The 13461-nt window shown below is 71.0% G+C and carries 14 protein-coding genes; 12 read left to right on the top strand and 2 right to left on the bottom strand.

The window, feature by feature from the left end; all coding sequences use genetic code 11:
* Positions 1-29 precede the first annotated feature (29 nt).
* On the top strand, positions 30-338 hold the full coding sequence (locus tag G3I71_RS52740; RefSeq protein ID WP_343243057.1) for a discoidin domain-containing protein: 309 nt from the start codon (positions 30-32) through the stop codon (positions 336-338).
* Between the two features lie 140 nt (positions 339-478).
* Here G3I71_RS52740 and G3I71_RS23480 read toward each other — a convergent pair whose 3' ends face one another.
* The gene (locus tag G3I71_RS23480; protein ID WP_343243054.1) at positions 479-1207 is read right to left on the bottom strand and encodes a FadR/GntR family transcriptional regulator; all 729 of its coding nucleotides are present in this window, start codon (positions 1205-1207) and stop codon (positions 479-481) included.
* 165 nt (positions 1208-1372) lie between these two features.
* Between G3I71_RS23480 and G3I71_RS23485 the strand changes: the two genes are divergently transcribed.
* The 11 genes from G3I71_RS23485 (at position 1373) to G3I71_RS23535 (ending at position 12742) form a co-directional block, all read left to right on the top strand.
* Positions 1373-2452, top strand: coding sequence for a sugar ABC transporter substrate-binding protein (locus G3I71_RS23485; RefSeq protein ID WP_164316901.1), 1080 nt, complete (start codon positions 1373-1375; stop codon positions 2450-2452).
* Positions 2449-3975: a sugar ABC transporter ATP-binding protein gene (locus tag G3I71_RS23490; protein ID WP_164316903.1), complete on the top strand. Its 1527-nt coding sequence runs from the start codon at positions 2449-2451 to the stop codon at positions 3973-3975. Before G3I71_RS23485 ends, G3I71_RS23490 begins: the two co-directional genes overlap by 4 nt.
* Positions 3968-4993, top strand: a complete 1026-nt coding sequence (locus G3I71_RS23495) for an ABC transporter permease (RefSeq protein WP_164316905.1) — start codon at positions 3968-3970, stop codon at positions 4991-4993. Before G3I71_RS23490 ends, G3I71_RS23495 begins: the two co-directional genes overlap by 8 nt.
* A 72-nt stretch (positions 4994-5065) precedes the next feature.
* On the top strand, positions 5066-6406 hold the full coding sequence (locus tag G3I71_RS23500; RefSeq protein WP_343243058.1) for an L-fuconate dehydratase: 1341 nt from the start codon (positions 5066-5068) through the stop codon (positions 6404-6406).
* Positions 6403-7158: an SDR family NAD(P)-dependent oxidoreductase gene (locus tag G3I71_RS23505; RefSeq protein WP_164316909.1), complete on the top strand. Its 756-nt coding sequence runs from the start codon at positions 6403-6405 to the stop codon at positions 7156-7158. Before G3I71_RS23500 ends, G3I71_RS23505 begins: the two co-directional genes overlap by 4 nt.
* Before the next feature lie 56 nt (positions 7159-7214).
* A complete protein-coding gene (locus G3I71_RS23510) occupies positions 7215-8198 on the top strand; it encodes an aldo/keto reductase (protein WP_164317029.1) in 984 nt (327 codons plus the stop codon).
* A complete protein-coding gene (locus G3I71_RS23515) occupies positions 8195-8509 on the top strand; it encodes an L-rhamnose mutarotase (RefSeq protein WP_164316911.1) in 315 nt (104 codons plus the stop codon). Before G3I71_RS23510 ends, G3I71_RS23515 begins: the two co-directional genes overlap by 4 nt.
* Positions 8506-9342 (top strand): amidohydrolase family protein, encoded by an 837-nt coding sequence (locus tag G3I71_RS23520; protein WP_164316913.1) that lies wholly within the window; start codon positions 8506-8508, stop codon positions 9340-9342. The genes G3I71_RS23515 and G3I71_RS23520 overlap by 4 nt, the downstream gene beginning before the upstream one ends.
* 89 nt (positions 9343-9431) lie before the next feature.
* A complete protein-coding gene (locus G3I71_RS23525; protein ID WP_164316756.1) occupies positions 9432-9695 on the top strand; it encodes a hypothetical protein in 264 nt (87 codons plus the stop codon).
* Between the two features lie 64 nt (positions 9696-9759).
* Positions 9760-11847: a SpoIIE family protein phosphatase gene (locus tag G3I71_RS23530; protein ID WP_164316916.1), complete on the top strand. Its 2088-nt coding sequence runs from the start codon at positions 9760-9762 to the stop codon at positions 11845-11847.
* A gap of 31 nt (positions 11848-11878) precedes the next feature.
* Positions 11879-12742, top strand: a complete 864-nt coding sequence (locus G3I71_RS23535) for an Fpg/Nei family DNA glycosylase (RefSeq protein WP_164316918.1) — start codon at positions 11879-11881, stop codon at positions 12740-12742.
* Between the two features lie 34 nt (positions 12743-12776).
* On the opposite strand, the gene G3I71_RS23540 is transcribed toward G3I71_RS23535, so the two are convergent.
* Positions 12777-13436 (bottom strand): anti-sigma factor, encoded by a 660-nt coding sequence (locus tag G3I71_RS23540; RefSeq protein ID WP_164316920.1) that lies wholly within the window; start codon positions 13434-13436, stop codon positions 12777-12779.
* Between the last annotated feature and the right edge of the window lie 25 nt (positions 13437-13461).

Here is a 13461-nt window from a genome sequence, read left to right on the forward strand (position 1 = left end):
GCGTCGACCGGGAACTGCCGGCCGACCTGATGACGACCGGGGCCACGGTCACCCGGACTCCGGGTCCCGTCACCGTCGATCTCGGCAGGGAGCGCGAGGTGGACCGGGTCCGGCTCGCGGAGGACATCCGGCACGGACAGCAGGTCGAGGCCTTCGTCGTCGAGGTGTTCACCGGGGGCCGCTGGACCCGGGTGGCGGGGTCCGGCACGGTCGGCGCGAGCCGGATTCTGCGGCTGACGTCTCCTGTCCGGGCCCGGCGGTGGCGGGTTCGGGTGACCCGGGCCCGCGCCGAGGTGCCGATCGCGGAGTTCGGGCTGTACCGGTCGGCTGTGGGCTGACAGGCCCCCGGGGGCGGCCTGTGCGGGCGTGGACGGACGGTTGCGGCATCGCGCCCTGAAAGGGGCGCGGGGCTGTGACCTGTGTGGCTCCGCCGCGTGGGCGCGATCAGCCCTTACCGGTCCGCAGTCACATCACGGCCCTACCGCGGAGCGTCAGGCTGACCCCGCAGCCACTGCTCCACCTCGCCGACGTGGGCAGCGGCTGCCGCGCGGGCCGCCTCCGGGTCGCGGGCGACGAGCGCGCGATGGATCGCCGCGTGCTCACGGCGGGTGCGGGCGAAGGCGCCCTCCTCCTGGTAGGCGCGCCATACGCGGGCGCGGAACGTACGTGAGGAGAGCCCTTCCAGGATCGCCGCCATGCTGTCATTGCCTGCCGCGGCGGTGATCTCGCGGTGGAAGGCCAGGTCGTGGGCGAGGATCTCCTCGGGATCGTCGGTGGCGTTCATCGCAGTGAGGTGTTTCTCCACCTCCGCGAGCTGGTCCGGGGTGATCCGGGCGGCGGCCAGCGCGGTCGCCGTCGACTCCAGGATGCGCCGGACCTCCAGCAGCTCGGCCAGCTGAGGGCCCCGCGACAGGTCCGCGACCACCCCGAAGGTCTCCAGCAGGTCGCCGGCCTCCAGCTGGGTCACGTAGATGCCCGAGCCGTGCCGGGCCTCCAGTACGCCCATCACGGTGAGCGCCCGGATCGCCTCCCGCATCGAGCTGCGCGAGATACCCAGCCGGACGGCGAGGTCGCGCTCGGTGGGCAGCCGCTCACCAGGCTCCAGCCGGCCCTCGCCGATCAGCGCCTTGATCTGGTCGATGGCGCGCTGCGTCACGGTGCCCTTCTGCGGGGCGGCCTCACTGTTCCTGGCCGGGATCTCGTCCACGCCGTGTCCTCCTGTAGCCGGGTCCGCCGCAGTCTAACCAGAGGGTTGGTAGGACCACTACTGTCGGAATCCGGGAAAATTTGGCTCTGTGGGGTGTCCCAACCGGGAAGTGGTCTGATAAATATGCGGAATCCGCTCGATCACGCTCAACGAGGAGCTATTCAGATGCTCGACCGAACAGTGGGGACACCGAAGAAGCGCGGCAGAGCGCGGAGCCTCGGTGTGGTGGCCCTGGCCGCCTGTACCGGCCTGGTGCTCAGCGCCTGCGGCAGCACCAAGGACACCGTCTCCTCGGACGGTGACGGTGACGGGACGGGCAAGGTCGGAGTGATCCTGCCGTTGCTGACCTCGCCGTTCTGGCAGTCGTACAACGACTACGTGCCGAAGATGGCCAAGTCCGAGGGCGTCGACGCGCTGAAGACGGTCAACTCCAACAGTGACCCCTCGCAGCAGATCACGGACATCAACAACCAGCTCAACCAGGGCGTGAAGGGTCTGGTGGTCGCGCCGCTGGACAGCGCCGCCATCGAGGCCGGCCTCGACCAGGCCGAGCGCAAGGGCGTGCCCGTGGTGGCCGTCGACGTGGCGCCCGAGAAGGGCAAGGTCGCCATGGTCGTACGCGCCAACAACGTCGCGTACGGCGAGCAGGCCTGCGACTACCTCGGCAAGCACATCACCTCGGGCAAGGTCGTCCAGATCATGGGCGATCTCGCGTCGGTGAACGGCCGGGACCGGTCGGAGGCGTTCCGGGCCTGTGTGAAGGAGAAGTTCCCGAAGCTCAAGGTGCTGGAGATCCCGGCCAAGTGGGAGTCGGACACCGCGGCCTCCAAGCTCGACACGCTCCTCAACGCCAACCCGGACATCAAGGGCATCTACATGCAGGCCGGCGGCGTCTACCTCGCGCCCACGCTGCAGACCCTCAAGTCCAAGGGGCTGCTGAAGAAGACGGGCGAGGCCGGTCATATCGCGATCGTCTCGAACGACGGCATCCCGCAGGAGTTCGACGCCATCCGCAAGGGCGAGATCGACGCGACCGTCTCGCAGCCCGCCGACCTCTACGCCAAGTACGGCATGTACTACATCAAGGCGGCGATGGCCGGGAAGACGTTCAAGGTGGGGCCCACCGACCACGACTCCGAGATCGTCAAGCTGTCCAGCGGCATCCTGGAGGACCAGCTGCCCGCGCCCCTGGTCACCAAGGAGAACGTCGACGACCCCGACCTCTGGGGCAACTCGGTCGGATGAGCAGCCAGCAACGGGAAACCCCGGACACCTCTCCCGTACCGCTTGTCGAGGCACACGGCATCGCCAAGCGGTACGGTCCGACCACCGCGCTCCAGGACGGTCGACTCACCGTCCTGGCCGGTGAGTCGCACGCCCTGGTCGGCCGCAACGGCGCCGGAAAGTCCACCCTGGTCACCATCCTCACCGGCCTCCAGGCGCCCGACGAGGGCACGGTCCACTTCGACGGCCGGCCCGCACCCCCGCTCGCCGACCGCGACGCCTGGCGCTCCAAGGTGGCCTGCGTCTACCAGAAGCCCACGGTCGTCCCCGAGTTGACGGTCGGCGAGAACCTCTTCATCAACCGGCAGCCGACCGGCCGCGGCGGAGTCATCAGCTGGCGCCGGCTGCGGACCGAGGCCGCCGAACTCCTCGGGACCTGGGACGTGCACGTCGACCCGGAGGCCCGCACCGCCGACCTCAAGGTCGAGGACCGCCAAATGGTGGAGATCGCACGGGCGTTGAGCTTCGGCGCCCGGTTCATCGTCCTCGACGAGCCGACCGCCCAGCTCGACAGCCGGGAGATCGAGCGGCTCTTCACCCGGATGCGCGCACTCCAGGACTCCGGGGTCACCTTCCTGTTCATCTCGCACCACCTCCAGGAGGTGTACGAGGTGTGCCAGACGGTGACCGTCCTGCGCGACGCCCGCTGGATCACCACAGCCCCCGTCGCCGACCTTCCGCGCCAGGCCCTGATCGAGGCCATGGCCGGGGAGTTGATCGCCGAACAGACCGTCACGCCCAGGGGAGTCGAGCCGGGGCGGCCGGTGCTGCTGGCAGCCGAGGGGCTCACCTCACCGGCGTACGAGAACATCGACCTGACCGTTCGCCGCGGTGAGGTCGTCGGACTCGCCGGGTCCAGCGGCAGCGGCAAGATCGAGCTGGCCGAGTCCTTCGCCGGTCTGCACACCCCGACCGGCGGATCGGCTCGACTCGACGACAAGCGGCTGCCGTTCGGGGACGTGCAGGCGGCGCTGACGGCGGGCGTCGCCTGTGTGCCGCGCGACCGGCACGAACAGGGTCTGGTCTCCGGCATGACCGTCGGCGACAACGCCACCATGAGCGTCCTGCGCAGGCTCGGACGGTACGGATTCGTCTCCGGCGACCGCAAACGAGGCTTCGCCACCGCGCTCATCGAACGCCTCGACATCCACACCGAGGGCCCCGACCAGCCCGTCTCCGACCTGTCCGGCGGCAACGCGCAGAAGGTCGTCATGGCCCGCGCCCTCGCCTCCGACCCCAAACTGCTCGTCCTCATCAACCCCACCGCGGGCGTCGACGTGAAGTCCAAGGAGTCCCTCCTCGCGCGCATGGACAGCGCCCGCGAGGACGGCACCGCCGTCCTGGTCGTCTCCGACGAACTCGACGACCTGCGCCGCTGCGACCGCGTCCTCGTCCTCTTCCACGGCCGCGTCGTCGCCGAGCATCCGGCGGGCTGGCGCGACCACGAGCTGATCGCCTCCATCGAAGGAGTGGACCATGGCTGACACCAAGGCTCTGCCGGTGAAGCCGGTGAGCGTGCCCAACACCCGGTCGGCGAGGGCCGTGCTGGTGCGGCGGGCGCGCGAACTCGCCCTGGTTCCGGCGCTGTTGCTGTTGCTAGTGCTCGGTGCCGTACTCAACGACTCCTTCTTCACCGAAGCCACCCTGATCTCCATCCTTGCCTCGTCCGCCGCGCTGGCGATGGTGGTACTCGCCGAGTCGCTGGTGCTCATCACCGGCAAGTTCGACCTGTCGCTCGAATCGATGGTCGGCATCGCGCCGGCGGTGGCGGCGCTCCTGGTGCTGCCGGCCGCCCAGGCCGGCTGGGGTACCGAACTCCCTGTGGGCGTAGCCCTGTTGGCCATCCCCCTGGCGGGCGCGGTCGTCGGTGCCTTCAACGGCTTCCTCGTGGTGAAGGTGAAGCTCAACGCGTTCATCGTCACCCTCGCCATGCTGATCGTCCTGCGCGGACTCCTCGTCGGGGCAACCAAGGGCAAGACACTGTTCGGCATGCCGGACGCGTTCTTCTCGCTGGCCACCACCACCTTCCTGCACATCCCCCTGTCTGTGTGGCTCGCCGCCGCGGCGTTCGCCGTCGCCGGGCTGGTGCTCAAGTACCACCGGGTCGGCCGGTCGTTGTACGCGATCGGCGGCAACCTGGAAGCGGCGCGCGCCGCGGGCATCCGAGTCGACCGGGTCCGCCTGGGGGTCTACGTCGTCGCCGGTGTCCTCGCCTCGGTCGGTGGACTCATGTACACCGGCTACGTGGGCGCGATCGGCGCGAACCAGGGCGAGAACATGATCTTCACCGTGTTCGCCGCTGCCGTCATCGGAGGCATCAGCCTCGACGGCGGCCGGGGCACCATGTTCGGGGCCCTGACCGGCGTTCTCCTGCTGGGCGTGGTCAAGACAATGCTCACCATGGCCCAGGTGCCGTCCTTCTGGATCGACGCCATCTACGGCGGGATCATCCTGCTCGCACTCGTGATAGCCCGTCTCACCACCGGCCGAGCTCAGGACTGATCCCCGCCCCCACCCTCACGCACCTCCGAGGCTCCCCCCATGGAGCCCCTGCCGCTGACCGAAAGGCACTCCGTGTCACCGACCTCCGCCCGCATCACCGCGGTCGACACCTACGACATCCGGTTCCCCACCTCGCGTGAGCTCGACGGCTCCGACGCGATGAATCCCGACCCCGACTACTCGGCGGCCTACGTCGTGCTGCGTACCGACGCGGCCGACGGGCACGAGGGGCATGGATTCACCTTCACCATCGGGCGGGGCAACGAGGTCCAGGTCGCCGCGATCGACGCGCTGCGCGGTCATGTGGTCGGCCGGTCCGTCGACGAGCTGTGCGCGAACCCGGGCACCCTGAACCGCGACCTGATCGGCGACAGCCAGCTGCGCTGGCTCGGCCCCGAGAAGGGCGTGATGCACATGGCGATCGGCGCGGTCGTCAACGCCGCATGGGATCTCGCCGCGAAACGAGCAGGCCAGCCCCTGTGGCAGCTGCTCGCCGAGGCCGAACCCGAGTGGCTCGTCCAGCAGATCGACTTCCGCTACCTCACCGACGCGCTCACCCCCGAGGAGGCTCTCGACCTGCTGCGCCGGGGCCGGGAGGGCGCCGCCGAACGCACGGCCGACCTGCTGGCGAAGGGCTTTCCCGCCTACACCACCTCCGCCGGCTGGCTCGGCTACGACGACGAGAAGCTCACCCGGCTCGCCGCCGAGGCTGTCGCCGACGGCTTCAAGCAGATCAAGCTCAAGGTCGGAGCGGACCTCGAGGACGACATCCGCCGCTGCCGGGTCGCCCGCAATGTCGTCGGCCCAGACATCCGTATGGCTATCGACGCCAACCAGCGCTGGGACGTCGACGAGGCGATCCGCTGGACCAAGGCGCTCGCCGAGTTCGACCCCTACTGGATCGAGGAGCCCACCAGCCCCGACGACATCCTCGGCCACGCGGCGATCCGCCGGGCCGTGGCCCCCGTCAAGGTCGCCACCGGCGAGCACGTCCAGAACCGTGTCGTCTTCAAGCAGCTCCTGCAGGCCGACGCCCTCGACATCGTGCAGATCGACGCGGCCCGCGTCGGCGGCGTCAACGAGAACCTCGCCATCCTGCTGCTCGCGGCCAAGTTCGGGGTGCCCGTCTGCCCGCACGCGGGCGGCGTCGGCCTGTGCGAACTCGTCCAGCACCTGTCGATGTTCGACTACGTCGCTCTGGCCGGCACGACCGAGAACCGGGTCATCGAGTACGTCGATCATCTGCACGGCCACTTCCTCGACCCCGTGGTGATCAGGCAAGGTCATTACCTGGCACCGACCGCGCCGGGCTTCTCCGCGACCATGCGGCCGGAGTCCATCGCGGAGTTCACGTTCCCCGGCGGCGGCTTCTGGGCCGCCGACCTGGCGAAGGAGAAGGGGCAGGCCGCATGACCGACTTCGAGGGTCTCAAGGCGCTGGTCACGGGCGGCGCGTCCGGCATCGGCCGGGCCACCGCGGAACTGCTGGCGGCGCGCGGCGCACAGGTCGCCGTCCTCGACCTGGACCCGTCGTCGGTCGGGAAACCCTTGCTCGGCTACCGGGCCGACGTCACCGACGACACCTCCGTACGGGAGGCGGTGGCCGCCGCCGTCGCCGACCTCGGCGGACTCGACATCGTCGTCAACAACGCCGGGATCGGCGCCCAGGGTACCGTCGAGGCCAACGACGACGACGAATGGCACCGCGTCTTCGACGTCAACGTGCTCGGTATGGTCCGTGTCGCCCGCGCCGCCCTGCCGCACCTGCGGAACTCCGAGCACGCCGCCATCGTGAACACCTGCTCGATCGCGGCCACGGCGGGCCTGCCGCAACGCGCCCTGTACAGCGCCACCAAGGGCGCCGTGTACTCGCTGACCCTGGCGATGGCCGCCGACCACGTGCGCGAGGGCGTTCGCGTGAACTGCGTCAACCCGGGGACGGCCGACACCCCCTGGGTCGGCCGCCTCCTCGACTCGGCCGCCGACCCCGCCGCCGAACGCGCCGCACTGGAGGCCCGCCAGCCCTCCGGCCGCCTGGTCTCGGCCGCCGAAGTCGCGGGCGCCATCGCCTACTTGGCGAGCCCTCTGTCCGGCGCCACCACCGGCACCGCCCTCGCCGTCGACGGCGGTATGCAGGGCTTGCGACTGCGCCCGGCGGCCCGGTGAACATGCCGGACAACACACCAAAGAGCACTCCCGTGTCCGTCCCCGTGCCCATGCCGGTGCACGCGCTCGGCCGCAGCGGCGTCGAGGTCACCGGCCTGGGCTTCGGCGCCGCCGCCATCGGCAACCTCTTCACCGAGGTCACCGAGGAACAGGCGCACGAGGCCGTGTCCGCCGCCTGGGACGCGGGCATCCGCTACTTCGACACCGCGCCGCACTACGGCATCGGCCTCTCCGAACGCCGCCTCGGCGCGGCCCTGCGCGAGCACCCGCGCTCGGCGTACACGATCTCCACGAAGGTCGGCCGCCGCCTCGAACCCACCGAGGCCCCGGCCGGCGACGACCTCGCCAACGGCTTCGCGGTCCCCGCCGCCCACCACCGCGTCTGGGACTTCGGCGCCGACGGCGTACGCCGCACCCTGGAGGCGAGCCTGGAGCGGCTCGGCGTCGACCACGTCGACGTCGTCTACCTCCACGACCCCGACGACCACGCCGAGGAGGCCTTCCGCGAGGCCTACCCGGCGCTGGAGAAGCTCCGCTCGGAAGGCGTCGTGCGGGCGATCGGCGCGGGTATGAACCAGGCGGAGATGCTCACCCGCTTCGTCCGGGACACGGACGTCGACGTGGTCCTGTGCGCCGGCCGCTACACGCTCCTCGACCAGAGCGCGCTCACCGAACTGCTGCCCGCCGCCGTGGCACGCGGTACGTCCGTGGTGATCGGCGGTGCCTTCAACTCCGGTCTGCTGGCGGACCCGAGGCCCGGGGCGACGTACAACTACGCGACGGCGTCGGGAGAGTTGCTGGAGCGCGCCCTGCGCATGAAGGCTGTCGCCGACCGGCACGGCATCACCCTGCGGGCCGCGGCGCTCGCCTTCTGCGCGGCCCACCCGGCCGTCGCCGGAGTCCTCGTCGGCACCCGTTCGGCGGCCGAAGTCCGGGACTGCGCGCAGCAGTTCGCCGCCCCCGTGCCCGATGCCTTCTGGCAGGAACTCAGGGACACCGGCCTGCTGTCCACCGAAGAGCCGTCGGAGGATCCGTCATGAGAGTGGCCCTGCACACCAAGGTCCGCGCCGACCGCGTCGCCGAGTACGACGCCGCCCACCGCGAGGTCCCCGTCGAGCTGACCGACGCGATCCGCGCCGCCGGTGCCACCTCCTGGACGATCTGGCGCAGCGGCACCGACCTCTTCCACGTCCTGGAGTGCGCCGACTACGCCCTGCTCCTCGCCGAGTTGGAGAAACTGCCGGTCAACGTGGCCTGGCAGGCACGGATGGCCGAACTCCTCGACGTGGTGCACGACTACTCCGCCGAGGGCACGGAGTCGGGCCTGCCGGTGGTCTGGGAGCTGCCGTGACGGTCGTCGACGCGCACCACCACGTGTGGGACCTGTCGGTCCGGGACCAGGACTGGATCGCCGAGGACAGCCCACTGCGCCGGGACTTCACCATGGCGGACCTCCGGCCGGAGACCCGCGCGGCCGGCGTCGACCGCACGATCCTCGTCCAGACGATCACCGTGCCCGAGGAGACCCCGGAGTTCCTGGCGCTCGCGGCGGAGCACGAGCTGATCGCGGGCGTCGTCGGCTGGACGGACCTGACCCGTACCGACATCGCCGACGAGCTCGCCCGGCTGCGTGAACTCCCCGGCGGGGAGTACCTGAAGGGCATCCGCCACCAGGTCCAGGGTGAGCCGGATCCGGAGTGGCTGCTGCGCCCGGACGTACGCCGTGGCCTCACCGCCGTCGCCGAAGCGGACCTGGTGTACGACCTGGTCGTCCTTCCGCACCAACTGCCCGGGTGCGTCAGGGCGGCCGAGTCGCTGCCGCAACTGACCTTCGTCCTGGACCACTTGGGCAAGCCGCCGATCGCCTCCGGCGCGCTGGAGCCCTGGGCCTCTGCCCTCCGCGCTCTGGCCGCCCTGCCCAACGCGGTGGGAAAACTCTCCGGCCTGGTCACCGAGGCGGACCACGCCTCCTGGACGCCCGCCGAGCTGCGCCCGTACGCCGACACGGCCCTGGACGCCTTCGGCCCCGGCCGACTGATGTTCGGCTCGGACTGGCCGGTGTGCACGCTCGCGGCGTCGTACGGCCAAGTGCTGTCCCTGGCACAGAAGTTGGCCGCCTCACTCGACAGGCACGAACGCGAGCAGGTCTTCGCGGGCACCGCGACCCGCGTCTACGGACTCTGACCCACCCTCCCTCTGCTTTCCCTCCACTGTGACCGTGGGTGACCGTTCTCGGCTTGCGTTCGCCGAGCGGGTGACGCAGACAATGAGAGATGCACCGAACCCTTGTCACCGCCTGCGCGCTCTCCGCGGCTCTGCTCGTCGGCGGCTGGGACGGCGACCCGCCGGGCGAGGAGGTCGTGTCCCCGGACGACGTCGGACTCGGCACCGCCCAGGACGCCTGCAGCGACATCGGCCCCGACAGGGTCCCGGAGATTCCCGACCTCCCTGACGGCGGTGGCCTGATTCCCGACGAGACCACCACCGCGTACGGCTCCTATGTCCCGTACGACCCCTGCGAGGACGTCGGCGAGTGAGAGGCGCCCCGCGAAAGGCGTCGGACAAGTCGAATAATCAGCCAAAAACTGACAGGGTAGGCCCATGGCTGATCGGGGAGCGAGCGCCCTGTCACTCCCGGACGAATGGCCCGCCCACCCGGACCCGGTTCTGGCGCTCAACCGCATGGGGACGTTCGACTGGGACCTGGACGCAGGCCTGTTCCACATGGACGCCCTGGCGCACGAGATCTTCGATCTGCGCCCGGACGAATACGACGGCCACCCGGAGAGCCTGGGCGTGCGGGTGCCCCGGATGGAGGGCCTGAGGCTCGATTCCGTCGTCGCCGAGGCCATGAAGGACGGCAGCGAGAACTACGGCGCCTACTTCCGCCTCCGCCGCCGCGACGGCGTCCTGCAGTGGACCCACACCCAGGGCTACATCCGCCGCGACGAGACGGGCCGCCCGCGCCGGGTCATCGGCATCGTCCGCGACGCCACGCAGGAGCTGCGGGACAGCCAGTCCCGTACCGAACAGGCCGCCCAGGACGAGGTCAGGCGCCGCCAGACCAACGTCGTACAGGTCGTCACGGCCGCCCTCGCGCACGCCCGCACCGTGGAGGACGTCATCGACGTCCTCACCGACTCCCACGACGTGCCCCACCTCGGGGCGGCCAGCCTGGTCATGGGCCTGGTGGAGGCCGGCCGCATCCGGCTGGTCGCCGAGGGCCCGGCGGGCGCCTCCGTACCCGGCACCCGCATCACCCGTATCGACGAGCCCTACCCGATGGGCGACGTCGTACGGACCCTCAGCCCGCGTTTCATCGAGTCGCCGGAGGAGTTCGCGGCCTGCTATCCGATCCTGTGGCCGCATCTCACCGACCTGAAGATCACCTCGGCCGCCTATCTGCCGCTCATCGCGCAGGCCCGGCCGATCGGCGGGATGGGCCTGCTCTACAGCGACCGGTACGGCTTCTCGGCGGAGGACCGGGCCGTACTCGTCGCGCTCGGCACCAGCATCGCGCAGAGCCTCCAGCGGGCCATGCTGTTCGAGCAGGAGAAGGACCTCGCCCAGGGGCTCCAGCAGGCCATGCTGCCGCGCTCCATCCCCGACGTGCCGGGCGCCGACATCGCCGTCCGCTACCGCGCCGCGTCCTCCGGCGGACAGCTCGGCCGGGACATCGGCGGTGACTGGTACGACGTGATCCCGCTGCCGGGCGGCCGGGTCGGCGCGGTCATCGGGGACGTACAGGGCCACGACACGCACGCGGCGGCCGTCATGGGCCAGCTGCGGATCGTCCTGAAGGCGTACGCGGCCGAGGGACACCCGCCCGCCACGGTGATGGCCCGCGCCTCCGTCTTCCTGCGGGAACTCGACACCGGCCGCTTCGCGACCTGCCTCTACGCGGAGGTCGACCTGTCCACCGGGGTGGTCCAGGCGGTGCGCGCCGGCCACCTCGACCCGCTGGTGCGGCGCGCCGACGGCACCTGCCGCCGCGTCCCGGTCGACGGCGGGCTGCCGCTCGGCCTCTCCGCCGAGTTCGGGCACCTCACCTACCCGGTGACCACCCTCGAACTGGACCCCGGCGAGACCCTGGTGCTGTGCACGGACGGGCTGATCGAGCAGCCCGGCGCCGACCTCGACGACGGGCTGCGGACCCTCCGGGCGCTCATCGCGGCCGGCCCGGAGAGTGTCTGGGAACTCGCCGACTGCCTCATCGAGGTGGCCGACGAGCGGAGCGGGGACGACGACGTGGCCCTGCTGCTCCTGCGCCGCCGGGGCCTGGCCGCCGAACAGTCCGGCGGACGGCTCCAGCAGCACGTCGCGTCGGCCGATCCCGACGCGCTGAGAGAGGCCCGGCACATGATCGGCGCGGCGGTCCGGGCCTGGGGCGCCCGCGAGCGTGCCGACGAGGTCGAACTGGTGGCCGACGAGCTGATCACCAACGCCCTGATGCACACCGAGGGCGCGGCGGTCGTCACCCTGCGCGTGCTGAGCGGCGCCGAACGCCGGCTGCGCGTCGAGGTCGAGGACTCCTCCAGCGCGCTGCCGCGCCGCCGGGAGGCGGGGGAGTCGGGGGTCTCCGGGCGCGGCCTGCTCCTGGTCGACCTCCTCACGGACGACTGGGGCGTCGAGGCGCGGGGCGGCGGCAAGGTCGTGTGGTGCGAGTTCGCGGTGCCGCCCACGAGCTGAGCGCCGGGGCGCGCGGTGGCACTCTGGACGTATGCCGGAACTTCCCGAGGTCGAAGCGCTCAGGTACTTCCTGACCGACCGCCTCGTGGGCCACGAGATGGTCCGCGTGCTGCCCGTCGCGATCAGCGTCCTGAAGACGTACGACCCACCGCTCACCGCCCTGGAGGGCCGCGAGGTCACCGCCGTGCACCGGCACGGCAAGTTCCTCGACCTGACGACGGACGGCGGCCCGCACTTCGTGACCCACCTGGCCCGCGCGGGCTGGCTGCACTGGCGCGACCGCCTCCCCGACGGCCCGCCGAAGCCCGGAAAGGGCCCGCTCGCGCTGCGTGTCGCGCTGGAGACGGGCGAGGGCTTCGACCTCACCGAAGCCGGCACCCAGAAGCGGCTCGCCGTGTACGTCGTACACGATCCGCAGGAGGTGCCAGGCGTTGCCCGCCTCGGCCCCGACCCCCTCGCCGACGACTTCGACGAGGAACGCCTCGCCGGTCTGCTGGCGGGGGAGCGGCGGCAGCTGAAGGGGGCGCTGCGCGACCAGAGCCTGATCGCGGGGGTGGGGAACGCCTACAGCGACGAGATCCTGCACGCCGCTCGGATGTCCCCGTTCAAGCTCGCCGCCTCGCTCACGCCGGAGGAGAACCGGCGGCTGTACGAGGCGCTGCGTACGACGCTCACCGAGGCGATCGAACGCTCCCGGGGCCTTGCGGCCGGACGCCTGAAGGCGGAGAAGAAGAGCGGCCTGAGGGTGCACGGCCGGACCGGCGAACCCTGCCCGGTCTGCGGGGACACCGTCCGAGAGGTCTCCTTCAGCGACTCCTCGCTCCAGTACTGCCCCACCTGCCAGACGGGCGGCAAACCGCTCGCGGACCGCCGTATGTCACGCCTGCTGAAGTAGGCCGGCAGACGGCCCATGGCAGGCGCCCGTCGGGCTAGGGGGCATCCAGCGTGACCAGGTGCAGACCGTTGGTGGTGCGCAGCTCGTACCTGTCGATCTGGTTCGGGTGGAGTGTCGAGGCGCCCATCATCGTGCTCGCGCGGGCGTCGTGCTCGGGCACCTTCCAGTTGGTCAGCGTCTCTTCCGTGCCGTCGTCCGCGATGGCGACGAGGTGGCAGGCACGGGGGCCGGCGCCGTCCTTGACCTTCAACTCGATCTGGCTGCCCCAGACCGTGTTCTCACTGGTGACCTGTGCCCAGACGCCCGACCGCTCGTCGGTCGCGGCGACCTGCTGCGTGCGGTCTGCGGCGCCGCTGCCGCTCGCCATGATCGCGATGCCGGGCCCGGCCACGGCGAAGACCACCGAGGCGGCCACGGCGTACAGCCAGCGCCGACGGCCGACCCGCTGACGGGCCGCGACTTCGCCGAGCAGCCGGTCCAGAAAACTGGGACCGGGTTGGGCCATGGGGTGCACGGAGCGCGGCGTGGCTCGCCGGTACAGCAGCAACTGCCGTGTGGCGGGACCGAATTCGGTCACATGGAGGGTGCACTCGGGGCACTCCATGAGGTGGTCCTCGAAGCGGAAGGCGTCCGCCTCGTCGAGCACGCCGAGCGCGTATGCGCCGACGTCGCGATGCCGTTCCAGGGACCTCATGACGAATCCTCGTGCCGATGGTACG

The sequence above is a fragment of the Streptomyces sp. SID12501 genome (genome assembly GCF_010550245.1).
GTDB lineage: Bacteria > Actinomycetota > Actinomycetes > Streptomycetales > Streptomycetaceae > Streptomyces.

Bases quoted from the DNA above. Each gene is read 5' to 3' on its own strand.
- G3I71_RS23535 (WP_164316918.1), top strand. From the start codon at position 11,879: ATGCCGGAACTTCCCGAGGTCGAAGCGCTCAGGTACTTCCTGACCGAC.
- G3I71_RS23525 (WP_164316756.1), top strand. From the start codon at position 9,432: ATGCACCGAACCCTTGTCACCGCCTGCGCGCTCTCCGCGGCTCTGCTC.
- G3I71_RS23495 (WP_164316905.1), top strand. From the start codon at position 3,968: ATGGCTGACACCAAGGCTCTGCCGGTGAAGCCGGTGAGCGTGCCCAAC.
- G3I71_RS23515 (WP_164316911.1), top strand. From the start codon at position 8,195: ATGAGAGTGGCCCTGCACACCAAGGTCCGCGCCGACCGCGTCGCCGAG.
- G3I71_RS23530 (WP_164316916.1), top strand. From the start codon at position 9,760: ATGGCTGATCGGGGAGCGAGCGCCCTGTCACTCCCGGACGAATGGCCC.
- G3I71_RS23490 (WP_164316903.1), top strand. From the start codon at position 2,449: ATGAGCAGCCAGCAACGGGAAACCCCGGACACCTCTCCCGTACCGCTT.
- G3I71_RS52740 (WP_343243057.1), top strand. From the start codon at position 30: ATGACGACCGGGGCCACGGTCACCCGGACTCCGGGTCCCGTCACCGTC.
- G3I71_RS23485 (WP_164316901.1), top strand. From the start codon at position 1,373: ATGCTCGACCGAACAGTGGGGACACCGAAGAAGCGCGGCAGAGCGCGG.
- G3I71_RS23505 (WP_164316909.1), top strand. From the start codon at position 6,403: ATGACCGACTTCGAGGGTCTCAAGGCGCTGGTCACGGGCGGCGCGTCC.
- G3I71_RS23540 (WP_164316920.1), bottom strand. From the start codon at position 13,436: ATGAGGTCCCTGGAACGGCATCGCGACGTCGGCGCATACGCGCTCGGC.